Origin of the sequence: Rhizobium sp. 0TCS1.26 (genome assembly GCF_050455525.1) — a bacterium.
Classification (GTDB): Bacteria; Pseudomonadota; Alphaproteobacteria; order Rhizobiales; family Rhizobiaceae; genus Neorhizobium.
In genome coordinates this window covers 412,293-437,147 of record NZ_JBCIYV010000001.1, presented here as the reverse complement: position 1 = coordinate 437,147, position 24,855 = coordinate 412,293, and the positions used below count along the sequence as shown (strand labels likewise).

The following is a 24,855-nucleotide window of genomic DNA, read 5'->3' as shown; positions in this document are numbered from 1 at the left end:
AGGATATCAGCGTGACCGCTACCTTCGATAAAGTCGCCGACATCATTGCCGAAACGAGCGAGATCGATCGGGCTACCATCACTCCGGAGAGCCACACGATCGACGATCTCGGCATCGACAGCCTGGACTTCCTCGACATCGTCTTTGCGATCGACAAGGAATTCGGCATCAAGATTCCGCTCGAGCAGTGGACGCAGGAAGTCAACGAAGGCAAGGTTTCGACCGAGGAATACTTCGTTCTGAAAAACCTGTGCGCCAAGATCGACGAGTTGAGGGCGGCCAAGGGCTGAAATGCCGCTGCCGGCGAGGCCTCATGCTTCTTGAATATTTCCAGATGATCGATCGCGTCGAAGCGATCGATCTCAACGCGAAGACGTTGAAGGCGCGATCCGTCGTGCCTTCGAAAAGCCCAGTGTTCGAAGGGCATTTCCCCGGAATGCCACTGGTGCCCGGCGTGCTGCTGATCGAAACGATGGCGCAGGCCAGTGGCTTCCTGGTGCTCGGGGCGAGCGGCTTCGCCGCCATGCCTTTCCTGATGTCGGTCGACGGCGCCAAGATGCGGACCTTCGTCGAACCCGATGCGGTCCTCGACATCGAGGTGTTTCTGGAGCATGAGGGATCGGGTTATGCCGTGACCAAGGCCAAGATCACCGTTGCGGGGAAGCGGGTATGCGATGCGCAGTTGAAGCTGCGGACCATGCCGTTCGACGAGGTGCCACTGGCTGATGTGGTGCGCAAGCGGGCCGAGGAAGTCGGGCTGATGGATGCGCTTGCCGCTGAGTGACCGGCAGGCGAGAAGGATTGATCTCACTATGAGCAGCTCAGACAATGATGTCGTGATCACCGGTGTCGGGATCGTCACCTGCGCGGGGGTTGGCAAGGAGCCGCATATCGCGTTGCTGACGGGCGGCGAAGTCGGTCGGCCGCGCGTCGAGACGGAACGGTTCGCGCCCTATCCGGTGCATCCGATGCCGGAGATCGACTGGTCGCAACAGATCGCCAAACGCGGCGATCAGCGCCAGATGGAGAACTGGCAGCGGCTAGGTGTCTTCGCCGCCGGACTGGCTCTCGACGATGCCGGCCTGAAGGACGATGCCGAGGCCTGCGGGTCGATGGACATGATCGTTGCAGCGGGCGGCGGCGAGCGCGATATCAAGGTCGACTCGATGATCGTCGACGAAGGTCTGAAGCGCAACGACCGCGAACGACTTCTGAACGAGAAGCTGACCACGGAACTGCGCCCGACGCTGTTCCTCGCGCAGCTTTCGAATCTGATGGCCGGCAATATATCCATCGTCCACAAGGTGACCGGCTCGTCGCGGACCTTCATGGGCGAAGAAGCCGCCGGCATCTCGGCAGTCGAGACCGCCTATCATCGCATCAAGGCCGGCCAATCGACGCATTCGCTGGTCGGTGGCGCCTTCGTTGCCGAACGTCCGGACATCATCCTGCTGGTCGAGGGCATCCAGGCCCATGCCACGGGCGAATGGCACCCGCTGTGGTCTCGTTCTGTCGACAATGGCGGCGGGATGATGATGGGATCGGTCGGCGCCTTCCTGGTGATGGAATCCCGCACCCATGCGGAAGCCCGCGGTGCGCACATCTACGCAAAGATCGATGCGATCGAGGGCGACCGCGGCAACCGCGCGGATCGGGGCCTGGAAACACGGCTTGCCCGGCTCGCTGGTCTGGCGACGGACGTGACCACGGGCGATCTGGTGGTATTTTCCGGATCGAGCGGCGTGGTCGATCTCGCGGCACGTGAACGTGCGTCGCTGGAAGCGGAATTCCCGGGCGCGGCGATCCGCGGCTATGGCGGGGTTGCCGGTCACGCCATGGAAGCACAGTTTCCGCTGGGGCTGGCGCTCGCAGCGCTGGCGCTCGACGGACATGCACAGGTTCCGGCCTTCGACGCCGAGCATGAGCGGCCGATGAGCGGCGGCGCGTCCCATGCGGTGGTAACGACGGTCGGCTATCTGCGCGGCGAAGGCATTGCCGTGCTGTCGGCAAACGGCTGAGGACATCATCATGAGCAACACAGCTTTCACGGATCACCTGGGGCGGCCGATCGTCGCCGTTACCGGCATGGGCGTCATCACGTCGCTCGGCCAGGGGCTGACTGACAACTGGGCGGCGCTCACTTCCGGCACCTCCGGTATTCATCCGATCGAACGGTTCCCCACCGAGGGTCTGTCGACCCGGATCAGCGGCACGGTCGACTTCATCGAGATCCCGCGTCCGAACTCCGTCGAGCGGTCGTTCGCGTTTGCCCGCGAAACGACGGTCGAGGCGCTGGCACAGGCCGGTCTGTCCGGCGATTTCGGCGGTCCGCTGTTCCTTGCCGCACCGCCGGTCGAGCCCGAGTGGAGCGCCCGGTTCGAATTGGCCGATCGTGCGCCGCCGGCGCAGGTGGAAGGCGATGCCTATGATCGCTTCCTCGCGGCCATGCGTGAACGTCCCGATCCGGTCTTTCTCGAGGCTGCGCAATTCGGTTCGATCTCCGAGCGGCTGTCCGATCATTTCGGCACGCGCGGACTTCCGGTGACGCTGTCGACGGCCTGTGCCTCCGGTGCAACGGCGATCCAGCTTGGCGTCGAGGCGATCCGCCAGGGGCGCACCGATCGCGCGCTGACGGTTGCGACGGACGGTTCCGTGAGCGCCGAGGCGCTGATCCGCTTCTCGCTCCTTTCGGCACTGTCGACACAGAACGATCCTCCGGAAAAGGCGTCGAAGCCGTTCAGCAAAGATCGCGACGGCTTCGTCATCGCCGAAGGCGCGGCGACCTTGGTGCTGGAATCGCTCGAATCGGCTGTCGCCCGCGGCGCCAAGGTGCTCGGCATCCTGAAGGGCTGCGGCGAAAAGGCCGACCATTTCCATCGCACGCGTTCGTCGCCCGACGGCGGGCCGGCCATTGCCACCATTCGTGCGGCGCTGGAAGATGCGGGAATCGACGAGGGCGCCATCGGCTACATCAATGCCCACGGAACCTCGACGCCCGAAAACGACAAGATGGAATACGGCGCGATGCTGGCTGTCTTCGGAGACCGGCTGAAGGATGCGATCCCGTGCTCGTCCAACAAGTCGATGATCGGTCACACCCTGACGGCTGCCGGCGCGGTCGAGGCGGTGTTCTCGATCCAGACGATGCTGACCGGCACGCTTCCGCCGACGATCAACCACATCAATCCGGATCCGACGATCGTGCTCGACGTCGTGCCGAACGTGAAGCGCGACCAGCAGGTCACGGCGGTGCTGTCGAACTCCTTCGGCTTCGGAGGTCAGAATGCCAGCCTTGTCATGACGGCGGAGCCAGCCTAAACAGCGCTCCAAGTCGGCCAGTTGGCCCCATGATCTTTGACGCCTCCGGGTGATAAGGAAACTTCTATGCGCGCTCTGCAACTCATCGACGACCGCCGTCTCGAAGCGGTCGATATCCCCGAACCCGAAGCGCCGGCCCCGGGCGAGGTGAGGCTGCGGGTGAAGGCTGTGGCGCTCAACCACATCGATGTCTGGGGATGGCGGGGCATGGCGTTTGCCAAGCGCAAGATGCCGCTGACCATCGGCGCGGAAGCCTCCGGCGTCGTCGAGGCCATCGGCCCCGGCGTGTCGAACGTTCTGCCCGGCCAACTGGTTTCGGTCTACGGCGCGCGCACCTGCGGTCTCTGCAAGCCCTGTCGCGAAGGGCGCGACAATCTCTGCGAACACGTGGCGGGCGTGCACGGTTTTCATCTCGACGGTTTCGCTCAGGAAAAGATCAACATCCCGGCCCGCCAGCTCGTTCCGGCACCGCCGGGCATCGATGCGGTTGCCGCCGCCCTCGCGCCAGTCACCTTCGGCACGGTCGAACACATGCTGTTCGACAACGCCAAGCTCGAGCCAGGCGAGACGATCCTCGTGCATGCTGGCGGTTCGGGCATCGGCAGCGCCGCAATCCAGCTCGCCAAGAAGATGGGCTGCACGGTAATCACCACCGTCGGCTCCGACGACAAGATCGAGAGAGCCAAGGCCCTTGGCGCAGACCACGTCATCAATTACCGCACGGACCGGTTTGAAGGCGTCGTGCGCAAGCTGACCAAGAAGAAGGGCGTCGACGTCGTCTTCGAACATGTCGGCAAGGACACGTTTGCCGCTTCCATGTTCTGCCTGAAGCGCGGCGGTCGTCTGGTCACCTGTGGCTCGACCTCCGGCGTCTCGACGGACGTCAACCTGATGATGCTCTTCCAGCAGCAGTTGAAGCTGCTCGGTTCTTTCGGGTGTCGGATGGAGAACATGGCGAATGCCATGCAGAAGATGGCGCGCGGCATCGTCCACCCGGTGATCGACACCGAGGTGACCTTCGGCGAGATCGACAAGGCGCTCGAGCGCATGGAGTCGCGGCAGATCTTCGGTAAGATCATCCTCAGGATGGACTGACGCGCCGTGAAGATGGTGATCACCCGGATCGTTCTGGCACTGCGCCGTTTCCAGCAATGGCTGGTGGCGCAGGTCGCCTTCAGCTTCCTCAACCTGCTGAAGCTGCTGCCGGCCGACCCGGCGATCCGGTTCGCCGACTGGCTGGTGCGCAAGATCGGGCCACGCACGCGGCGGCATCGGCTGATGCTGGTCAACCTCGCCAATGCCTTCCCGGAAAAATCCGAGGCCGAGCGCCACGAGATCGCCATGGCCAGCTGGGGCCACATGGGTCGGCTCGCGGCCGAATACGTATTCCTCGACGAACTTTTCGATTTCGACCCGGAGAGCCAGGCGCCGGGACGGGTGGAGGTGTCGGGCATCCCGATCTTCCTCGATCTGCGCGACAATCCGCGGCCGTTCATCGTCTTTACCGCCCATACCGGCAATTTCGAACTGTTGCCGGTGGCCGGCAATGCCTTCGGCCTGACGGTTACGGTGATGTTCCGGCCGCCGAACAATCCCTACATTGCCGAGAAGGTGTTTTCCTTCCGGGCGGCCCGAATGGGCAAGCTCGTTCCCTCGCATGCCGGATCGTCGTTCGCGCTCGCCCGGCAACTGGAGGCGGGCAAGGGGATCGGCGTCCTCGTCGACCAGAAATTCCAGAAGGGGCTGTCGACGCAGTTCTTCGGCAACCCGGTGCAGACCAATCCGCTGCTTGCCAAGCTCGTCCGGCAGTTCGACTGCGAAGTCTATCCGGCACGCTGCATCCGGCTCCCCGACAACCGCTACCGGCTGGAGATCGAGCCGAAGATCGAGATCGCCCGCAACGACAAGGGCGCCGTCGACGTGCAGGCGATGGGCCAGTTGCTCAACGACAAGGTCGAGAGCTGGGTACGCGAACATCCGGAGCAGTGGCTCTGGTACCACGACCGTTGGAACATCAAGCACAGCCTTAAGGATTGATGTCAGACGCTGGTCTCGACGTCGGTTTCGAGGATTTCCCTCAACCGCTGCAGATCGACCTCGACATGCCGCGCATCCTCCTCGAACTGCTCCGGCGACTGGCCGGGCAGGCGGGTGACCATGAACATTGCTTCGGCGCCATCGCCATTCGGCACGATCCGGAAGGCGTTGTGGACCCGCAGCCCGGACGGCATGTCGACCACATGGTCTATGACGCCCAGAGCATTCGGCGCTGCGAAATTCACCCGTACCTCGCCAAGCGGTCCGCCATCGGCCAGCCACCCGTCGCCGTCCGCCCTCAGGCCTTCCCCGAGCCCCGATGCCCAGCGTGACATGTTTTCGGGACGATGGGCAAAATTGTAGACGCTGCGCCAGTCCCTGTTGATCGCCAGGTGGACGATGCGGCTCTCCATCGGTGCCATGCGTTGCTCCTTCGTGTTTATCTTTCCTATGTTTATGGCGCAGCTGACGGGCCTGGCAAGGAAGCCTTTCAATCCTGCTGCATAGCGGGTGCGGACGAGACCGATCGTCAGTAAATTTCATCGCCGCTCCTCGCCAATCGCCTTGCTGTTTGCCATATGCAGTGCCAAAACAGCATCCCGATCCCTATGGAGGCATTTTCGTGGAACAGGCAGAAATCGGCCTTATCGGCCTTGGTGTTATGGGGTCCAACCTCGCACTGAACATCGCCGAAAAAGGCAACCGGATCGCGGTCTTCAACCGTACGCCGGAAGCGACCCGGAAGTTCTATGCCGAGGCCGGAAGCCTGCAGGGGCAGATCATTCCCTGCGAAACACTCGAAGAATTCGTGGCTGCCATCCGTCCGCCGCGGCCGATCATCATCATGATCAAGGCAGGTGATCCGGTCGATCAGCAGATGGAACTGCTGAAGCCCTACCTGTCGGCCGGCGACATCATGATCGATGCCGGCAATGCCAATTTCCGCGACACCATGCGCCGCTTCGATGCGCTGAAGGACAGCCCGCTGACCTTCATCGGCATGGGGGTCTCCGGCGGTGAGGAAGGCGCGCGCCACGGCCCGTCGATCATGGTCGGCGGTACCGAAGACAGCTGGAAGCGCGTCGAGAGCGTGCTGACCTCGATCTCCGCGAAATACGACGGCGAGCCTTGCGTCGCCTGGCTCGGCAACGACGGCGCCGGCCATTTCGTCAAGACGATCCACAACGGCATCGAATATGCCGACATGCAGATGATCGCCGAAATCTACGGCATCCTCCGCGACGGGCTGAAGCTGTCGGCCTCCGAGATCGCCCAGGTGTTCGGCCGCTGGAACAGCGGCCGGCTGGACAGCTACCTGATCGAGATCACCGAGAAGGTATTGTCGGCTGCCGATCCGATCACCGGCAAGCCGATGGTTGACGTCATCCTCGACGCAGCCGGCCAGAAGGGAACCGGCAAGTGGTCGGTGATCGAGGCGCAGAACCTCGGCGTGGCGGCAACGGGCATCGAGGCCGCGGTCGCCGGCCGTATCCTGTCGTCGCAGAAGGCCGAACGGGTTGCCGCCGAGGAGATCTTTGGCCTGCCGCAGACGACGGCGATGCCCGGTATCGACGGAATGGCCTTCCTCGACGATCTGGAGAACGCGCTGCTGGCGGCCAAGGTCGCCGCCTACGCGCAGGGCTTTGCGGTGATGGCGGCAGCGTCCAATGAATACAATTGGAACCTGCCGATGCCGACGATCGCCAAGATCTGGCGTGCCGGCTGCATCATCCGCTCGGAATTCCTCGACGAGATCACCTCGGCCTTCACCAAGGACCCGGATATCGCCAACCTGATCGTCACGCCGGCATTTTCGGCGCTGGTCAAGGAAACCGACGCCTCGCTGCGCCGAGTCGTTTCGACGGCCGTCATGTCCGGCCTGCCGGTTCCGGCTCTCGCTTCGGCGCTGTCCTACTTCGACACCTATCGCCGCGGTCGTGGCACGGCGAACCTCATCCAGGCGCAGCGCGACTTCTTCGGCGCGCACGGCTTTGAGCGCGTCGACGGTATCGATCGCCCGCACGGCCCTTGGGGCAGCGGGCTGGGAACCGGCGCCTGATCCATGAACGACATCTGCGGATCCGGCATCTTCGCCGGTCCGCGGCCTTGAGCGACCGCCGTGCGCGTCCAACATCGCGCACGGCTTTTCCGTCCTGAGGGAGGACGGGTTCTTTTCAAGACGGAGGAGATATCCATGGGCTGGCAGCCATCTGACGATCGCTATTCCCGCATGCAGTACAATCGTTGTGGCCATTCGGGCCTCAAGCTTCCGGCGCTGTCGCTCGGTCTCTGGCACAATTTCGGCGAAGACACGCCGCACGAGCGCAAGCGGGATATCTGCCGGACCGCCTTCGACCTCGGCATTACCCATTTCGACCTCGCCAACAATTACGGTCCGCCGGCGGGGAGTGCTGAAACCGCGTTCGGCGAGATCCTGCGGACGGACTTTGCCGGATATCGCGACGAACTGATCATCTCGTCGAAGGCCGGCTACAACATGTGGCCGGGCCCCTACGGTGAATGGGGAAGCCGCAAGTACCTGATCGCATCCTGCGATCAGTCGCTGAAGCGGATGGGGCTCGATTACGTCGATATCTTTTACTCCCATCGTTTCGACCCCGACACGCCGCTCGAGGAAACCTGTGGCGCCCTGGACCATATCGTCCGCTCCGGCCGCGCCCTCTATGTCGGCATCTCCTCCTACAATTCGAAGCGCACCCGCGAGGCGGCGGAGATCCTCAAGGCTCTCGGCACGCCCTGCATCATTCATCAGCCGAGCTATTCTATCATCAACCGCTGGGTGGAGGAGGACGGGCTTCTCGATACGCTCGAGGATCTCGGCGTCGGCTCCATCGTCTTCTCGCCGCTCGCCCAGGGCATGCTGACGTCGAAGTATCTCGGCGGTATTCCCGATGACAGCCGCGCGGCGCAGGGCAAGTCGCTGCGTCCGGCCTTCCTCGACGACCGCAATATCGGCAACCTGCGTGGTCTCAATGCGATTGCCGAGAAGCGCGGCCAGACGCTGGCGCAGATGGCGATCGCCTGGGTTCTGCGCGGCGGGCGGGTGACCTCGGCGCTGATCGGTGCGAGCCGGCCGGAGCAGGTGGTGGATTGCGTGCAGGCGCTGGATCGGCCGGACTTTACGGCGGAGGAGTTGGCGGAGATCGAGGTTTTCGCCAAGGATGCCGACATCAATCTCTGGGCGGCCTCGGCAGAACGCGAAGGTCCGGCCCGCTAAGCATTTCGGTCCGCGTCGTCATTGTCAGAGCCCGGCCCAGCGCCGGGCTTTTTCGTATCGGTGACCCGCAGGCGCTTCAGGTGCGGCGTAAACGAGTTGGAACAAGCGGCTCATTTCATTGCCGAATTGTAATGTGGCGGTTCATCTGCCGTTCACCCCTCGGCACCTAGGGTCAGGCTGTTGAACAAGACATACGAGGAGACGCCCGATGAAGGCTTTCATTTCCATCCTGACCGCCGCCACCATTCTTGCCGCGCCGATGGCGATGGCGCAGGACTACCGCGGCCATGGTCCCGATCGTCACCGCACCGTCGAGCGTACGATCGTCAAGAAGACGATCGTCAAGAAGCAGCGCTGGAACAAGGGTCACCGCATGACCCGCGCCGAACGCGCCCGCGCTGCCGCGGTTCGTGACTATCGCAGCCACCGCCTTTCGGCTCCGCCGCGCGGCTACCAGTGGGTGCGCGTCGACAACCAGTTCCTGCTGATCGGCGTCACCAGCGGCATCATTTCCAGCATCATGGCCGGTCGCTAAAGGCTGGACCAGGACTATTCGAAAAGCCGCCGGGGATCCCGGCGGCTTTTTTTGCGTCAAGCGCCATCCTCGATCCCTGGCCCTTCGACACGGTTCTTCTCTAGCTGTCCTTGGCGAGGCAATCGACCAGCGACGACGACAGGCCATTCATCAGATCGAAGTACAGATCAGGCCCTTCCTTCAGCGTCGCACCCTCGGGATCGAGCACGCCGTGGCGCGCCTTGGTGCCCTCGGTCACGACGTTGATCAGCTTCGGGGTGAACTGCGGTTCGGCGAACACGCAGGTGGCGCCGAGATCGACGATCTTCGACTGGATCTCACGCAGCCGCTCGGCGCCCGGTGCAGTCTCCGGCGAGACGGTGACCGAGCCTGCGACCTTCACGCCGTAGTGATGCTCGAAATACTGGTAGGCATCGTGGAAGACGACGAAGGGCTTGTTCCTCACCGGCGCGATCTGCCTGGCGATGTCGCCGTCCATGGTGTCGATGCGCGCCAGCAGCGCCATGGCGTTGCGGCCGTAGGCCTCGACATTGGCCGGATCGGCGGCTGCCAGCTTTGCCTGGATCTCCTTCACCAGCGCCTTGGCATTTTCCGGATCCAGCCAGAGGTGGGTGTCGAAGCCCTCGTGGCCGTGGCCCGCATGGTCATGGCCCGCGTGATCGTCGGCGGCGTGATCGTGCTGGTGATCGGCGTCAGCCTCCGCGGCGTCATGATCCGCGTGGCCGTGCTCGTCACCATCATCATGCGCTTCGAAGGCACCGCCTTCGCGGAAATTCAGCTTCTCCAGTCCGGGCGCATCCTGCAGCGCCACGACGACGGCCTTGCCGGCCAGCGCATCGAGCGGCTTGTCGAGGAAGGCCTCCATGCTCGGACCGATCCAGAACACCACGTCGGCATTCTGCACGGCACGCGCGTTGGAGGGCTTCATCGAATAGGTGTGCGGCGAGGCGGCGCCTTCGACGATTAGCGTCGGCACGCCGACCCCCTGCATGACGCCGGCGACAAGCGAGTGGATCGGCTTGATCGACACAACGACATCCGGCGCGGCGAGCGCACCGCCTGCACCCATCAGCATGGCCGAAGCCATGAGTGCAGCCGTCAATCGCGCGGTTTGTCGGATCCCTGTTTTCGTCATCGCACAACTCCTTGAACGCATCCGTAATGTTATTACATTGGGTTGTGTTACGCTATAACGCGTGTCATAGCAGAGGGCAACACCGTCCAAGGATTTTTGATGTTGATGCATTCGCCGCCCGGTGACGGGCAACTCGTTTCGCTGACGGGCGCCGGGGTGCGCCGACAGGGACGCTGGCTGGTGCGCGGGATCGACCTGTCGATCCGCCGCGGCGAGATCGTCACGCTGATCGGACCCAACGGTGCCGGCAAATCGACGACGGCCAAGCTGGCGATCGGCGTGCTGAAGCCGGACGAGGGGGTGGTGTCCCGCAGCGGATCGCTGACCATCGGCTACGTGCCGCAAAAACTGTCGATCGACTGGACCATGCCGCTGACAGTCGAGCGTCTGATGCACCTCACAGGCCGGCTTTCGCAGCCGGTGCTGCAGGAGGCGCTTGCGGCAGTCGGCATTCCGCATCTTCTGAAAGCCGAGGTGCAGCACCTTTCCGGCGGCGAATTTCAGCGGGCGCTGCTGGCCCGCGCGATCGCCCGCAAGCCCGACCTGCTGGTGCTGGACGAACCGGTGCAGGGCGTCGATTTCGCCGGCGAGACGACCCTCTACGACCTGATTGGCCGGCTGCGCGATACCACCGGCTGCGGCATCCTGATGATTTCCCACGACCTGCACGTGGTGATGGCGAGCACCGACACGGTGATCTGCCTCAACGGCCATATCTGCTGTCGCGGCACGCCGGACGCGGTCAGCCAGAGCGCCGACTACCGGCGGCTGTTCGGTGGCGCCGCTCGCGGACTTGCCTTTTACGACCATCGCCATGACCACGAGCACCTGCCTGACGGTCGGGTGCGGCACAGCGACGGAAGCGTGACGGATCATTGCCATCCGGATGACGGCCATCACGCGGATGACGGCGCGCACGATCACACGCATACGCACAGCGCAGGCGCGGGCGCGAAGAACTCCGCCGGACCGGGACACGATCATACCGGGCATTCGCATCTGCCGCCTGCGGTCTCTGCCAGCCATTCGCATTCCCACTCTCATGCCCATTCCCACTCTCATTCGCATGCCGAAGACCATGAACACGATCATAGTCCCCGGCAGGGTAGCGGGGACGACGAACGCCATGCTTGACGACTTTTTTATCCGCGCGCTGCTCGCCGGCATCGGACTGGCGCTGACGACCGGGCCGCTCGGCTGCCTGGTCGTCTGGCGGCGCATGGCCTATTTCGGCGACACCATGGCGCATTCGGCGCTGCTTGGGGTGGCGCTGTCGCTGTTCTTCGAGGTCAACCTGCTGGTCAGCGTGTTTGCGGTCGCAGTGGGTGTATCGCTGCTGCTGCTGTTCCTGCAGCGGCGCCAGGGGCTGTCGGCGGATTCGCTGCTCGGCATCCTGTCGCATGCAACGCTTGCCATCGGCCTGGTGCTGGTTGCCTTCATGTCCTGGGTGCGGATCGACCTCATCGCCTTCCTGTTCGGCGACATCCTGGCCGTGACGATCCCCGACATCCTGCTGATCTGGGTTGGCGGCGCCTTCGTGCTGGTATCGCTGACCTTCCTCTGGCGACCGCTGATTGCTTCCACCGTCAGCCATGACCTGGCGGAGGCAGAAGGCCTGCAGCCGGAGCGGGCGCGGCTGCTGTTCATGCTGCTGATGGCTCTGGTGATCGCCATCGCCATGAAGATCGTCGGCATCATGCTGATCACCGCGCTGCTGATCATTCCCGCCGCCACCGCCCGCCGGTTTTCCGCAAGCCCCGAGACCATGGCGGTGATCGCCTCGGTGGTCGGCGCATTGTCGGTGACCGGCGGCCTGTTCGGCTCGCTCTACGGCGACAGCCCATCCGGCCCGTCGATCGTCGTCGCGGCGCTGATCCTTTTCATGCTGAGCCTCCTGCCGATGGCGGGACGCAGACTGGCCAAGACCTCGACGGTCAGCGGAGATGCCCGATGAACACCCAGCCGCAAACACCGAACCTCACCAAGAACCAGACGCTGGTGTTCGACACGCTGACCCGCGCCGACCAGCCGATGAGCGCCTACACCATTCTCGACCGGCTGCGCGACAGCGGCTTTCGGGCGCCGCTGCAGGTCTACCGGGCGCTCGACAAGCTGCTGGAGCTTGGCCTCGTGCACCGGCTGGAAAGCCTCAACTCCTTCGTCGCCTGCTCGCATGTGGAGGAAAGCTGCTGCCGCCACCACGGCACGGTGGCCTTCGCCATCTGCGACAATTGCGGCCAGGTGCAGGAATTCCATGACCACGCGATGGACGACCGGCTGACGGAATGGGCAAAGCAGACCGGGTTCCGCGCCGAGAAGACCACCATCGAACTGCGTGGCCGCTGCGAGGCCTGCTCCGGCTGAACCTTTCCGCTCGTTACAGCGGCTTCATCTCCCGTGCGAAGCGCTTCCAGTTGGCGGCATAGTTTACCGCCGATGCCTTGAGCTTCTCGACGGCCGCTTCATCGAGCGTGCGGATGGCCTTGGCGGGTGAGCCGACGATCAGCGAGTTGTCGGGAAACTCCTTGTCCTCGGTGACCAGCGCATTGGCGCCGACCAGGCAGTTGTTACCGATGCGGGCGCCGTTCAGCACCGTCGCCCCCATGCCGATCAGCGAATTGTCGCCGATGGTGCAGCCATGGATGATGGCACCGTGGCCGATCGTGCAGCCGGCACCGATCGTCACCGGAAAGCCCCAGTCGGTATGGATGACGGTGTTTTCCTGGATGTTGGTGCCGGCGCCGAGCGTGATCCACTCGTTGTCGCCGCGGATCGTCACGCCGAACCAGATGCCGACATCTTCGCCGATTTCCACCTTGCCGATCACATGCGCGCCGGGCGCCACCCAGAAACGGTCCGGCGCCGGCGTTTTCGGTTCGAATTCGCCCAGGGCGTATAGCGGCATGATCGGTTCTCCTCAGGCGGTTCAGACGACGGCGATCTCGAGCACGGCCAGGCCCTCGACGGCGCAGACGACACGATCGCCGCGCACCACCGGGCCGACGCCGGCCGGCGTGCCGGTCATGATGACGTCGCCGGGAGCGAGCGTGAACAGCTTCGACAGTTCCGCGACGATTTCCGGCAGCTTCCAGATCATCTGCGCCAGATCGCCCGTCTGCCGGCGGTCGCCGTTGACCTCGAGCCAGATCTCGCCGGTCTGCGGATGGCCGGCCTTTGCCACCGGCACCAGGGCCGACACCGGCGCCGAGCCCTCGAAGGCTTTTGCGGCCTCCCAGGGACGGCCGGCCTTCTTCACCGCGTCCTGCAGGTCGCGGCGGGTGAAATCCACGCCGACCCCGTAGCCCCAGACGCAATCCAGCGCCCGCTCGACCGGGATGTCGCTGCCGCCCGCCTTCAGCGCCATCACCAGTTCGACCTCGAAATGCACGTTGGAAGACAGCGGCGGGTAGGGGAACTGGCCTGAGGTCAGCAGGTTCTGCGGGTTCTTCTGGAAGAAGAAGGGCGGCTCGCGCGACGGATCATGGCCCATCTCGATCGCGTGGTCGGCATAGTTGCGACCGACGCAGTAGACCCGGCGGACCGGAAAAAGATCCGTCGAGCCTTCGACCGGCAAAAGCACCGGGGCAGGGGCCGGAATGACGGTTTTCGGAGCGGTCGGTTCGGCCATGGGCATGTCCTTGGAGGTTGGAAATGTGTCTGGCTCCCTTCCTAAAACAGCCCGGCCGGTTTGTCTTGCGCTTCCTGTCGTCCAACGCTTCGACCATTCTCGCACCGGTGGAGCGCATGGGGACGCGGGCGGCGCAATCTTTTCTCCGGCGCCGGTTTCCTGTATGAGCGGGCGCAAACGAGGTTTTCCAAATGTATGCGAATGCGCTTGGCGCCGGCGAAAAAATCTTAGCCGTTGCCCCGATGATCGACTGGACGGATCCGAAGCGATTTCTACCAAAGAACAGCGCTTCTGCCGCCGCGTCTGATGCGAATGCGTACTCGATGCGTACTTGACTGACATGAGGAATGCTGAAGAAGGGTATATGTGCCGTGCCGGCCGCTGCGGCGCTTTCGTTAACCATGAGAATGGTGTATGAGCAGCTTCTACTTTGGCTCGCCAGCTCTCTGGGAAATCGCGAAGTGAAAACTAATAAATCGCTGGCGCGCCAGACGAGGCTTCTCTCGGCCATGGCAAACGAGAAGCGCCTACACATCTTGAAGATCATTTCCGAGCAAGAGCTAGGAGTGGGAGATCTCGCTTTGCGGGTGGACCTCAGCCAGTCCGCACTTTCCCAGCATCTTGCCAAGCTAAGGGCTTCCGATCTGGTAGTAACGCGGCGGGACGCGCAGACCATCTTCTACTCGACGCAAGACCCCAGGGTTCTGGCTGTCTTGAAAACGCTGGACGAGATCTACGGTGAGGCCGATTAGTCCAGTTTAGGTGCCAATGCTCTGGCAAGAGCAGAAGTACGAGAAGCGAAATTGCCACGTCTTAGTGGCGCATCGCGCTTCGGCTAGTTTCGTCGGCGGCGGAGACTACGAGGCCTGCGTATCGGATCGTGTTACCGTTCCCATCGCGGAAGCCTCGGCCGAACCCGGTTACAACGAAATACTCGCTCGCGCTGTTGAGGACACGGTAGGTTTCCTGCTGAGGTCGGTCTGCTATGATGCTGTCTCGAATGGTCTTTGCGAGCCGCGACCGATCTTCTGGATGCACACGGTCAAGGTAGGCTTCGATGGCTAAGCCGCTCGATGCATCGTGGGCGTCCAGTCCGAAGAGCGATGCGAGCGCTGCATCGGCGTAGACTATGTTCTCTGGAACGTCCCAGGTGAAGAAGCCCACTTCAGGGGGCGCCTCTCCGGCTACCTGAGCTACAAAAACAGCTTCATCCGTCGGGCGCACTGCTTTATCTCCTGCAGAAAAATGTGGTTCATAACGGCCAAGGTAGTACTACGTAGCGTCCAGTCCAGCGGATCAGGGGCGAGTCATTTGTTTAAGCTCCTGCACAGCTGCTGCGCGCCGCGCGTCGAGGTAGGAGGCCAGATCTTGCAGGTGCACCCCCTTCGGCACGAACGAAAATGAGCATGAACGAACGCGGATCATTTCGGAAACATATCAAGATGTCCCACTACCAACAGGGCAAGCTGTTCGCCGTTGCCCCGATGATCGACTGGACGGACCGTCACTGCCGCTTCTTTCACCGGCAGTTGTCGAGCCGTGCGCTGCTGTTCACCGAAATGGTGGTGGCCGACGCGATCATCCACGGGCCGCGCGAGCGGCTGCTGTCGCATCACGCGGCCGAGCATCCGGTGGCGCTGCAGCTCGGCGGTTCGGACCCGAAAAAACTCGTCGAGGCGGTGCGCATCGCCGCCGACTTTGCCTATGACGAGATCAACCTCAATGTCGGCTGCCCGTCGGACCGGGTGCAATCGGCCACGTTCGGCGCCTGCCTGATGCGCACGCCGGAGCTTGTCGCCGACTGCATCGCGGCGATGAAGCAGGTGAGCGACGTGCCGGTCACGGTCAAATGCCGCATCGGTGTCGATGACCAGCAGCCGGAGGCGGTGCTGCCGGATTTCCTCGCCCGCATGGTGATGGCCGGCGCCGACGCCATCTGGATCCACGCGCGAAAGGCCTGGCTGCAGGGGCTTTCGCCGAAGGAAAACCGCGACATCCCGCCGCTCGACTACGACCTCGTCTATCGGATGAAGCGTGAAAACCCGGAGGTCTTCATCGGCATCAATGGCGGCATTGCCGACCTCGACCAGGCGCGCGCCCATCTTTCCCATGTGGACGGGGTGATGCTCGGCCGCGCCGCCTACCAGAATGCCGGCCTGCTGGCCGAGGTCGACCACGCGATCTACGGCGATGCGCCAGGCGACCCGGACTGGCAGCAGCTCTGCGACACGATGATGGCCTATGCGGCGGAGGTAATCTTATCCGGCGGGCGCCTGAACCACGTCACCCGCCACATGGTCGGCCTCTTCCAGGGTTTTGCCGGCGCAAGGCGCTACCGGCAGCTCTTGTCCTCGGAGGCGACCAAGCCCGGCATCGGGCCGGAGCTGATTGCCGAGGCGTTTGCCGCCGTCGACATCGCTGGCGGCTCGAAGACCGCCGGTTCTCCTGCGGCAGACCGGCTGGCCGGCTGAGGCCAGGCGCCCACCGCCTTCAGCCAGCGGCGGAAGCGCCGCTGGCGGGCGAGCCCGACGAGACGGTAGCCGACGTCAACGACGAAGGGCAGAAGGGGCGGATGCACCTCGGCGAGCCACGCGGGCGCTTCCGGCTCTGCGGTCTCGACCGTCGCCGACGCGCTGTCGAAATCGTGCAGCAGCTCGCAGCAACAGGCCAGAAACGCGATGGCCTTGAGCGCGTCGTCTTGCGGCAGCCCGGACAACCCGCAGCAGGCCGGGGTTTGATTGCGGCCGGCGCAGCAGCGCCCGGAACGCCGGCAGGCGCGCATGCCACAGGCGGTTTTCGGCAGCTCGAGCACCTCGGCGACGGCGAGCAGCAGCCGGAGACGTTGTGGATCGATCGTTGCTTGCGTGGTCATCGCCCGCACTCTCCTTTGCGCCAGGCAGCCGAAAGCCGTCACGCGGCAGGACCTGCCCGTGGTTCTCCAAAACCGTTTCGATCTCATCGGCCGGAGCGCTGAAAGCTGCCTCGGAGTTTGAGTAGAAATGACACCTTTCAGCGCCCCGTTCGGTGGTTTATGCCCGGACTGCGATCTCTCTGCAGGAGGCGGGGTCTGGCCTCATCCGCCGCCCGTCCCGGTGTCCCAAGATGGGCAACCGACGGAGCCGCGGGCGGCGCGGCCAGAACGTCGAACCGCTTCCCTTATGCGCCACACAGGCACGTCCGGCGCAGTACGACGGGTTTTTGAAAACGGCAGGCCGACATCCGAGGCGCTTGCCCGTTTCCCCCGCATCTGCCGGAGGGAGATCATTTTCCCGGACCCGGGCCATGAGGTTCTGCGTCTGCCCCCCATGAACCGCACCGGCCCCGCATCGCCAGAACGCCTTCTGGTGTAACCGCTGCGGAACGGCGCCATTGTCGGCGCGCAGACTGGGGCGGGGATGGAAAAACGCCAAGCCCTTGTTCGGGCTCGGAGAGGGGTCGGGAAATGTCCCCGGCTCGCGGGCTACTGGCCGCCGAGCAGGTCGCGCAGGCTCCACGGGTATTCGCCCTGCTGGTTGGCGATATCATCGACCTTCCAGCCGCCCTGTTCGCGCTTCAGCGTGTAGTAGAGCGTGACGTTTTCGGCGCCGTTGCGGAAGCTGACCTCCAGCTCGGCGGTATCGTCGAGGAGGATCGGGGCTGACAGCTTGACGCCCTTCGCCTCGCCGTCCTGGCCGGCAATCACCGGGTCGAAATCCACGGCCCCCACCTCGCCATCGGCGGACGTGTCGCGGTCCGCCTGGAACAGCCGGTTCAACCCGCGCGAGAGGAACGGCTGGTAGGGCGAGGGCGCGTCCTCGACCGTCTCGGCCGTGTCATAGGCGTAGAGCGCCTTGATCAGCGCCTGCGGGGTTTTGTAGGTCTGCGCCGCGTGGGCGGGAAGGGCGAAAAGGGCGAAGGCAAGGATGAGGAAGCGCATGGGGGGATGGTCCAAAAGGGGGTGTGGGGGCGACGCAGGGATAGCGTCTTTACCAAACATGCTTGCGGGTCATGAAGAACCGTACGAAAAACAGTGGAATCCGAAACACGTATTTTGCCATGCGCTGATTCTCAACTAAGATGTTGAAAGAAAAACTTAGCCACTGTTCATCAAGTGGGTGCGTTTGTCGGCTAGGTTGGATAGGTCATGCTGAAAGAGATAAGGTTAACCAATTTCCGTAAATACGATAGTTACATTGTAAGGTGTGAGCGAGGCAATGTCCTAGTAGGTCCCAACAATTCCGGCAAATCTGGAATTATAGAAGCTTTAAGAATACTAGAAAACTGTTTGCGCTACACGCGTAAACGGACGCCGACGCTAGTTCAACTCCCAGACGGGAACGTCGCCGATGGGCACCTTGTTCCGCAGTCCAGCATAGATGTAGAACTTACCCATTCCAGTCACAACTACATTGACGCTCCTTCAGTGTTGGAGTTCAAGCTTACAACTGACGCTAAGGCCATCGTCGTTATAGAGCGGAATGAGCCACTTAAGTTTGCCGTCGACGCAGGTGGGCCTAGACTTAATTCCGCCTCCAAGTTTCAGAAAAAATTCCCCCTTGAACTTACTATTGTTCCGACCCTAGCTCCACTAGAGCGAGAAGAGACTTACGTACTCGACGAGACAATCCGCAAGTCTTCATCCAAAAAAACTTCAAGTCGCCACTTCAGAAATATATGGTTTCGGAAAAGCCAATTAGAATTTGATCGATTTGCAGAAGATGTGTCTATAGCATGGCCCGGCATTACTGTTCAAAAGCCAGAACGGCAGAGAGGCAACTCTGCTGTGCTTGAGATGTTCTACAGCGAGAACAGATTCGACAGAGAAGTTCGATGGGCCGGATTCGGCTTCCAGATTTGGCTCCAGATTCTGACGCACCTTAGCCGAGCCAATGCGGCGTCTACGGTTGTGATCGATGAGCCGGATATATATCTACATCCCGATGTACAAAAGAAATTACTGAAGCTTCTTCGGGATCGTTTTGGGCAATTCATCATGGCGACTCATTCGGTTGAGATTATCAACGAAGCTGATGAGATGGAGGTCGTCTCCATCAACTCTAAGTACCGAAATGCCAAACGGATCAGGTCTGAAGAAGACTATAACAATATACGACTTTACGTAGGATCTTCTACAAACACCGATTTTGCTCGGGTTGCGAAAACACGCAAGGTCGTCTTCGTTGAGGGTGAAGATCGTAAGATATTCCAGATCTTAGCGCGAAGCTTGGGGCTGGATGCGCTGGCGCAGAGTGTAGTTCCATTCGTAAAGCTGGGAGGGTTTGAGGGATGGCAGAGGGCTTTAGGGGCCGTGTGGGCGTTCAAGGAGATCTTAGATCTAGAGATTTCCGTCTTCTGTATCTTCGACCGCGATTACCGTTGCAATGAAGAGGTTTCGGCATATCAGACCGAATTTGAAGCCAATGGCCTAACCTCTCGCATTTTAGGGCGTAAGGAGATCGAGAACTATTTCCTTGATCTGACAAGCTTGAGAGCTGCTCTAAATAGGAGAAGAGTAGGTCGGCATAAAGCTGCTCTGGAAGAAGAAGACTTTCTGCGTTTAATTGATCAAATCACCACAAAATTCAAATCGAAGGTCTATGGCCAGAGGACTGCGAAGAAGGCAGATTACTATAAAAATATTCGATCGAGCCATGATCACGCCACTGTCATAGAGGGTGTCCACGCGGAACTTGAGGCAACATGGTGTGATCTACAAAAGCGGCTGCACATTGTGCCGGGAAAAGAGTTTTTGTCGGAGTTGAATTCAGAGCTTCAGCAGCAAGGAATTGGGCAACTAACCCTCAGGATGATTTCTGAATCCTTCGACACGAAAAGCATCGATCCCGAATTTTACGATCTGCTGATGGAACTTGACTCGTTTGTACTGTGGACTGAATCGAGCCTGTATTTGGAAGAATCAATCCTAGTTTATCGCACCTATCTGTCGAGGGCTGCCATTATTTTAATGCTTGACGCAAGCCGACTGGATCCCGGCCCTAATCCGGGGCGACGGCACATAGGTTGAGGTGACCGACCGCACCGCCGTGCAGCAGGGCCCCTCAGTCCTGGCGGGACTGCCGGGGCTGAGCCAGGGGTGTCGACCAGTCCTTCGGACCGCCCACAGGTGGGTAGGTCGGCTTGTGGAAGTGCGCGTCGCTCCCCTCTTTCGGGCCAGAACTGCCGCCTGGGCCGTCCCGTCTTGCCCTTGGTGCGGCGTTTCTGCTACTTGGCGTCACAGGGGTCTTCGTGGGGCCGCCGCAAGATTGTCCGTTTCGATCCATGTGCCAATATGCGCCAGTCGGCGAGGGCGCGACTCGTGTACCGGATGCTCGCCATCCGTTGCCCTTAGGAGCCGGCGCTAAAGCCGCCGAGCACCGCCTTGACCTCTTCGTCGGTTGCGAAGTCGCCGCGATCGGCTTCGGCAACGGCCGCCTCTATCTCGGCCACCTGCCATTCCTCGCGGGCAAGGAAGTCCTCAATGGCGTCCATCGCAACGCTCTCGGCCGGTTGAGATAGCCGCTCGGCAACCCGCGCGAGGCTTTCTGCGGTCTCCTCAGGAATGCGCACAATTACAGAATTCATCGTCAAGCCTCTGCCTTGGAGCGATTATGGGCGCTGTATGTCCAGCGTCAAGCGCCTTCATTTGCCAAGTCAGCCACCCGCCACTACGCGGCGACCTCATCCCTAAACGCGCCGTGGGATGCGGGCGCTGGTGCATCGCCCCGATCCGCAGACCTCGCTATTTCTTCTTGGCCTGATCGTGATGCCACTTGATGGCGAAGAACATGCCCGTGCCGAGCACGAGGATCTTGAGCGGAAAGAAGACGATCGGGAACCAATCCCACATTTCGGATACATCCAGGCACTGTTGACACGGTCGATTGTGAGGGACCTCTAACGCAGCTTGTCTGCCGACGACATCCGCCATGTTGACGCAGTCGCATCGGCAGGTGGCCGGTGCGTCGGTGCGTGGCTTCGTCTCCCGGCCGGTGCACCTTCTCCGGTCTCTCGGTCTTGCCGCTGGTGCGGCCCTTGCGCCTGACCGCGCCGGGATCCTCGTCGGAGCCGGTGCCGGTCTTGGCTCCGGGCGAGCGGGCGGGAAGCCTCGGTGGATCCTCGGGTCAGGCCCGAGGATGACGGAGAGTGTGGCGCCGAGGGTGACGGAGAGGATAGGCCCGAGGATGACGGAGAAGGTGGGGCCTAGGATGACGGAGAGGGTGGGGCTGAGGATGACGGGGTGTGTGGGCAACGATGACGGTGAGGGCGGGGCCGGGGATGACGCAGAGTGTGGGGCTGGAGGACGACGGAGAGGGTGGGGCGAGCGGATGCCGTGCCGTGTGCCGGCCCGTCGCTCTGGCTCCGGGCGTTCGTCGCGGCATTCGATGTACCGGATCGATCGGTCCGCGCGGCGGACCGCTCCTCACCCCTCATCTGCCTGCCGGCATCTTCTCCCCGTGACGACGGGGAGAAGAGATCTGCGGCTGCCGTCGCTGCCCGCCTTGCGGATCTACCCTGTGGAGGAGGGAGACGGGCGGTTACCGTCCCGGCCGCCCGGTCTTGCCCTTGGTGCGGCCCTTGCGCTTGACCTCGCCGGGATCCTCGTAGGAGCCGGCGCCGGGCTTGGCGCGGACGATCGGGCGGGGGTCGTCCTTGCCGCCTCGGATATCACCGTCGCTTTTTTCCGGCTGGCCTTCGAGCAGCGGCGAATGGCGGCGCTTGGTGCTGAATGTTTCCAGCGGCCGTTCGGGCAGCGCGAGCTTGTCGGCTCCCTGTCCGGCCTCCGGCCCTCCACGCCGCTTGCCGAGCGGCTTTTCGGTGCGGCCGACGGTCATCTCGTCGAGCGTGTTCTTGCGGAACAGCGGTCGTGCCGTGTCGGTGCCCGGACCCATGTCGTCGAGCGAGGGTTTGGCGAAGTAGGAGGCTTGCTCCCCTGATCTCCCCCCTTGAGGGGGAGATGCCCCGATAGGGGTAGAGGGGGGTGCTTTTCCAGTGTCGGGAGCACCTCCGCCCCCCTCTGTCCTGCCGGACTGCCGGGGTTGAGCCACGGGTCTCAACCCGTCCTCCGGACCCCCCTCATTGGGGGAGACAGACTCGGAGCGATCGCTCGTTCCACCCGTCTTGCCGCCACGACCAGCCGCACCCTTGCCGCCGCCCGAGGGCAGCGAGGCGCGGGTGGCTTCGGCATTGCGGCGCACGCCCTCCTGGGCCTTGCTCTCCTCGCGGGCGATCGGATCGTCCATGGCGGCGAGTTCGGAGGCCTTGAGGCGCTTGATCTCGTCGCGCAGGCGGGCGGCCTTCTCGAAATCGAGGTCGGCGGCGGCGTTGCGCATGTCCTTTTCCAGCGCGTTGAGATGCGCCTGGAGATTGTTGCCGACCAGATGCCCGCCATCGGCAAAGCCCTTGCCGGAGGCGCCGGAAATGTCGGCCCGCACATGGTCGCGCTCGTAGACCGAATCGAGGATGTCGGAGATGCGCGCCTTCACCGATTCCGGCGTGATGCCGTGCTCGGTGTTGTAGGCCACCTGCTTTTCGCGGCGGCGGGCGGTTTCCTCCATCGCCCGCTTCATCGAGCCGGTGATGTTGTCGGCATAGAGGATGACCTTGCCGTCGACGTTACGCGCCGCACGACCGATCGTCTGGATGAGCGAGGTCTCCGAGCGCAAAAAGCCTTCCTTGTCGGCATCGAGGATGGCGACGAAGCCGCATTCGGGGATGTCGAGGCCCTCGCGCAGGAGGTTGATGCCGACCAGCACGTCGAAGGCACCGAGGCGAAGATCGCGGATGATCTCGATGCGCTCCAGCGTGTCGATGTCGGAGTGCATGTAGCGGACGCGGACGCCCTGCTCGTGCAGGTATTCGGTGAGATCCTCGGCCATGCGCTTGGTGAGCACGGTGCACAGCGTGCGGTAGCCCTTGGCGGCGGTTTCGCGGATCTCGCCGAGCACGTCGTCGACCTGGGAGCGGGCCGAGCGGACTTCCACCGGCGGATCGATGAGGCCGGTCGGGCGGATGACCTGCTCGGCAAACACGCCGCCGGACTGTTCCATCTCCCAGTTGCCGGGGGTGGCCGAGACGGCGACGGTGGGCGGCCGCATGGCATCCCACTCCTCGAAGCGCAGCGGCCGGTTGTCCATGCAGGACGGCAGGCGGAAGCCGTATTCGGCCAGCGTCGCCTTGCGGCGGAAGTCGCCCCGGTACATGCCGCCGATCTGGGAGACGGAAACGTGGCTCTCGTCGATGAACAGCAGGGCGTTATCGGGGATGTATTCGAACAGCGTCGGCGGCGGCTCGCCCGGGCGGCGGCCGGTCAGGTAGCGGGAATAGTTCTCGATGCCGGCGCAGGAGCCGGTCGCCTCCATCATCTCGATATCGTAGCGGGTGCGCTGCTCGAGCCGCTGGGCTTCCAGCAGCCGGCCGCCCGCCTCGAGCTCGGCAAGCCGCAGCTTCAGCTCTTCCTTGATCGACTTGATGGCGCCGTTCAAGGTGGGGCGCGGCGTGACATAGTGCGAGTTGGCGTAGATTTTCACCGATTTCAGGTCGCCGGTCTTGTGGCCGGTCAGCGGGTCGAACTCGGTGATCGAATCGATCTCGTCGCCGAACAGCGAGATGCGCCAGGCGGCATCCTCCAGGTGGGCGGGGAAGATCTCGATGGTATCGCCGCGGACGCGGAACGAACCGCGGGTAAAATCCATGTCGCGGCGCTTGTACTGCTGGGCGACGAGGTCGGCCAGCAGCTGGCGCTGGTCGATGCGGTCGCCGAGCTCCATCTGGAAGGTCATCGCCGTATAGGTTTCGACCGAGCCGATACCGTAGATGCACGACACCGAGGCAACGATGATGCAGTCGTCGCGCTCGAGGATGGCGCGGGTGGCGGCGTGGCGCATGCGGTCGATCTGCTCGTTGATCGAGGATTCCTTCTCGATGAAGGTATCCGAGCGCGGCACATAGGCTTCCGGCTGGTAGTAGTCGTAGTAGGAGACGAAATATTCCACCGCATTGTCGGGGAAGAAGTTCTTGAATTCCGAGTAGAGCTGGGCGGCGAGCGTCTTGTTGGGCGCCAGGATGACCGCCGGGCGCTGCGTTGCCTCGATCACCTTGGCCATGGTGAAGGTTTTGCCCGAGCCGGTGACGCCGAGCAGCACCTGGGAGCGCTCGCCGGAATTGATGCCCTCGACGAGATCGCGGATGGCGGTCGGCTGGTCGCCGGCCGGCGCGTAGTCGGAGACCATGCGGATCGGGATGCCGCCTTCCGACTTCGACGGCCGCGAGGGCCGGTGCGGCGTCCACATCTTGCCGTCCTTGAACAGCGGATTGCCGCTCTCGATCAGTTTCGACAGCGCGTCGACCGTGGCGGTGACGGCGCCCGGGGCCAGCGTCTGCGAGAAGGTCTGGGCGTCCTCCAGCGACATGTCCATGCCGGCGACCGGGTTGAGGCCGGCGGCGGCGCGGGTCTTCGGATCCGACGAGGCGCCGATCGACACGCCGCGCGAGGTCTTGCCGGACGTCGTGTGCTTGGCGGTCTTCGGAGCCTCCCGAGCGGCGGCCTTGATCGCCTCCTCGCGGGCGGCGATCTCGATCTTCTTGCGGTGCTTTCCCGCCTTCGACGCGATTTCGCGCTGCGTCTCGACGCCGGAGGTTTCCGCCTCGGCCTCCAGCTGCTTCACCCAGTCGGCGACCGAGCCGCCGAACGGCTGGCCCTCGAAGGCGGACTGCGGCGCTTCATCAAAACCGGCGGCGGGGGAGGATTTCTTCGGAGCTTTGGACATGCCGGAAATATGGAGGGGCTTGCCCGGAAAGTGAAGAGCGGCAGAAACAAATTGAGAACGAAAACGGCGGGCGGCGGGGTAAAGTGCGGGTCGCGGTTTGCAAGCCGGGATCGCTGGTTCTAAAGTGGCGCGCCCGGGACGGACGGCGAAAGATTCTGGGGAGGCAGTTCCGCGACCCGCTCCCGCCGTTCCGAAAATAGCCCCAATCCACCGCCTCTT

At 62.9% G+C, this 24,855-nt stretch carries 23 protein-coding genes; 15 read left to right on the top strand and 8 right to left on the bottom strand.

Translation table 11 applies throughout. The features are described from left to right. Positions 1-11 precede the first annotated feature (11 nt). The 6 genes from AAIH46_RS02145 (at position 12) to AAIH46_RS02120 (ending at position 5,355) form a co-directional block, all read left to right on the top strand. Positions 12-290: an acyl carrier protein gene (locus tag AAIH46_RS02145; RefSeq protein WP_034477251.1), complete on the top strand. Its 279-nt coding sequence runs from the start codon at positions 12-14 to the stop codon at positions 288-290. Between the two features lie 23 nt (positions 291-313). Continuing rightward, positions 314-784 (top strand): 3-hydroxyacyl-ACP dehydratase FabZ family protein, encoded by a 471-nt coding sequence (locus AAIH46_RS02140; protein ID WP_430303875.1) that lies wholly within the window; start codon positions 314-316, stop codon positions 782-784. 28 nt (positions 785-812) lie between these two features. Beyond that, complete coding sequence (locus tag AAIH46_RS02135; protein WP_430303874.1) at positions 813-2,018, top strand: beta-ketoacyl-ACP synthase; 1,206 nt, start codon at positions 813-815, stop codon at positions 2,016-2,018. 10 nt (positions 2,019-2,028) lie between these two features. Then, positions 2,029-3,318 (top strand): beta-ketoacyl-ACP synthase, encoded by a 1,290-nt coding sequence (locus tag AAIH46_RS02130; RefSeq protein ID WP_430303873.1) that lies wholly within the window; start codon positions 2,029-2,031, stop codon positions 3,316-3,318. 66 nt (positions 3,319-3,384) lie between these two features. Further along, positions 3,385-4,413, top strand: a complete 1,029-nt coding sequence (locus tag AAIH46_RS02125) for a zinc-binding dehydrogenase (RefSeq protein WP_430303872.1) — start codon at positions 3,385-3,387, stop codon at positions 4,411-4,413. A 6-nt stretch (positions 4,414-4,419) separates the two neighbouring features. Further along, positions 4,420-5,355, top strand: a complete 936-nt coding sequence (locus tag AAIH46_RS02120) for a lipid A biosynthesis lauroyl acyltransferase (protein ID WP_430303871.1) — start codon at positions 4,420-4,422, stop codon at positions 5,353-5,355. Between the two features lie 2 nt (positions 5,356-5,357). Here the strand turns inward: AAIH46_RS02120 and AAIH46_RS02115 are convergent, their stop codons facing one another. Continuing rightward, on the bottom strand, positions 5,358-5,777 hold the full coding sequence (locus AAIH46_RS02115) for an SRPBCC family protein (RefSeq protein WP_430303870.1): 420 nt from the start codon (positions 5,775-5,777) through the stop codon (positions 5,358-5,360). Positions 5,778-5,977: 200 nt separating this feature from the next. Between AAIH46_RS02115 and gndA the strand changes: the two genes are divergently transcribed. The 3 genes from gndA to AAIH46_RS02100 all read left to right on the top strand — a co-directional run bounded on the left by gndA (position 5,978) and on the right by AAIH46_RS02100 (position 9,128). After that, complete coding sequence (gene gndA / locus AAIH46_RS02110; RefSeq protein WP_430303869.1) at positions 5,978-7,414, top strand: NADP-dependent phosphogluconate dehydrogenase; 1,437 nt, start codon at positions 5,978-5,980, stop codon at positions 7,412-7,414. A 135-nt stretch (positions 7,415-7,549) separates the two neighbouring features. After that, complete coding sequence (mgrA, locus tag AAIH46_RS02105; RefSeq protein ID WP_430303868.1) at positions 7,550-8,593, top strand: L-glyceraldehyde 3-phosphate reductase; 1,044 nt, start codon at positions 7,550-7,552, stop codon at positions 8,591-8,593. Between the two features lie 208 nt (positions 8,594-8,801). Then, positions 8,802-9,128, top strand: coding sequence for an RcnB family protein (locus tag AAIH46_RS02100; protein WP_430303867.1), 327 nt, complete (start codon positions 8,802-8,804; stop codon positions 9,126-9,128). A gap of 100 nt (positions 9,129-9,228) precedes the next feature. Here AAIH46_RS02100 and znuA read toward each other — a convergent pair whose 3' ends face one another. Next, entirely contained in the window at positions 9,229-10,263 is a 1,035-nt protein-coding gene (gene znuA, locus AAIH46_RS02095; RefSeq protein WP_430303866.1) for a zinc ABC transporter substrate-binding protein ZnuA, read from the bottom strand. Between the two features lie 99 nt (positions 10,264-10,362). Here znuA and AAIH46_RS02090 point away from each other — a divergent pair, with 99 nt between their 5' ends. The 3 genes from AAIH46_RS02090 to AAIH46_RS02080 are packed head-to-tail and all read left to right on the top strand — an operon-like array spanning position 10,363 to position 12,627. Further along, positions 10,363-11,397, top strand: a complete 1,035-nt coding sequence (locus AAIH46_RS02090) for an ATP-binding cassette domain-containing protein (RefSeq protein WP_430303865.1) — start codon at positions 10,363-10,365, stop codon at positions 11,395-11,397. Then, entirely contained in the window at positions 11,390-12,217 is an 828-nt protein-coding gene (locus AAIH46_RS02085; protein ID WP_430303864.1) for an iron chelate uptake ABC transporter family permease subunit, read from the top strand. The genes AAIH46_RS02090 and AAIH46_RS02085 overlap by 8 nt, the downstream gene beginning before the upstream one ends. Then, complete coding sequence (locus tag AAIH46_RS02080) at positions 12,214-12,627, top strand: Fur family transcriptional regulator (RefSeq protein ID WP_430303863.1); 414 nt, start codon at positions 12,214-12,216, stop codon at positions 12,625-12,627. Before AAIH46_RS02085 ends, AAIH46_RS02080 begins: the two co-directional genes overlap by 4 nt. Positions 12,628-12,640: 13 nt before the next feature. Here the strand turns inward: AAIH46_RS02080 and AAIH46_RS02075 are convergent, their stop codons facing one another. Together AAIH46_RS02075 and AAIH46_RS02070 are read right to left on the bottom strand one after the other, a co-directional pair. Next, positions 12,641-13,168, bottom strand: coding sequence for a gamma carbonic anhydrase family protein (locus AAIH46_RS02075; protein WP_430303862.1), 528 nt, complete (start codon positions 13,166-13,168; stop codon positions 12,641-12,643). A 21-nt stretch (positions 13,169-13,189) separates the two neighbouring features. Then, the gene (locus AAIH46_RS02070) at positions 13,190-13,891 is read right to left on the bottom strand and encodes a fumarylacetoacetate hydrolase family protein (RefSeq protein WP_430303861.1); all 702 of its coding nucleotides are present in this window, start codon (positions 13,889-13,891) and stop codon (positions 13,190-13,192) included. 461 nt (positions 13,892-14,352) lie between these two features. Between AAIH46_RS02070 and AAIH46_RS02065 the strand changes: the two genes are divergently transcribed. Next, positions 14,353-14,643, top strand: a complete 291-nt coding sequence (locus AAIH46_RS02065; RefSeq protein ID WP_430304970.1) for an ArsR/SmtB family transcription factor — start codon at positions 14,353-14,355, stop codon at positions 14,641-14,643. 61 nt (positions 14,644-14,704) lie between these two features. Here AAIH46_RS02065 and AAIH46_RS02060 read toward each other — a convergent pair whose 3' ends face one another. Next, entirely contained in the window at positions 14,705-15,115 is a 411-nt protein-coding gene (locus AAIH46_RS02060) for a PAS domain-containing protein (protein WP_430303860.1), read from the bottom strand. 218 nt (positions 15,116-15,333) lie between these two features. On the opposite strand from AAIH46_RS02060, the gene dusA reads away from it, so the two are divergent. Beyond that, positions 15,334-16,362 (top strand): tRNA dihydrouridine(20/20a) synthase DusA, encoded by a 1,029-nt coding sequence (dusA, locus tag AAIH46_RS02055; protein WP_430303859.1) that lies wholly within the window; start codon positions 15,334-15,336, stop codon positions 16,360-16,362. Between the two features lie 989 nt (positions 16,363-17,351). Here the strand turns inward: dusA and AAIH46_RS02050 are convergent. Continuing rightward, the gene (locus AAIH46_RS02050) at positions 17,352-17,807 is read right to left on the bottom strand and encodes a DUF3828 domain-containing protein (protein WP_430303858.1); all 456 of its coding nucleotides are present in this window, start codon (positions 17,805-17,807) and stop codon (positions 17,352-17,354) included. A gap of 207 nt (positions 17,808-18,014) precedes the next feature. On the opposite strand from AAIH46_RS02050, the gene AAIH46_RS02045 reads away from it, so the two are divergent. Next, entirely contained in the window at positions 18,015-19,895 is a 1,881-nt protein-coding gene (locus AAIH46_RS02045) for an ATP-dependent nuclease (protein WP_430303857.1), read from the top strand. Positions 19,896-20,215: 320 nt separating this feature from the next. Here the strand turns inward: AAIH46_RS02045 and AAIH46_RS02040 are convergent, their stop codons facing one another. Further along, positions 20,216-20,452, bottom strand: a complete 237-nt coding sequence (locus tag AAIH46_RS02040) for a CopG family ribbon-helix-helix protein (protein WP_430303856.1) — start codon at positions 20,450-20,452, stop codon at positions 20,216-20,218. A 953-nt stretch (positions 20,453-21,405) separates the two neighbouring features. Continuing rightward, positions 21,406-24,636 (bottom strand): excinuclease ABC subunit UvrB, encoded by a 3,231-nt coding sequence (gene uvrB, locus AAIH46_RS02035; RefSeq protein ID WP_430303854.1) that lies wholly within the window; start codon positions 24,634-24,636, stop codon positions 21,406-21,408. Between the last annotated feature and the right edge of the window lie 219 nt (positions 24,637-24,855).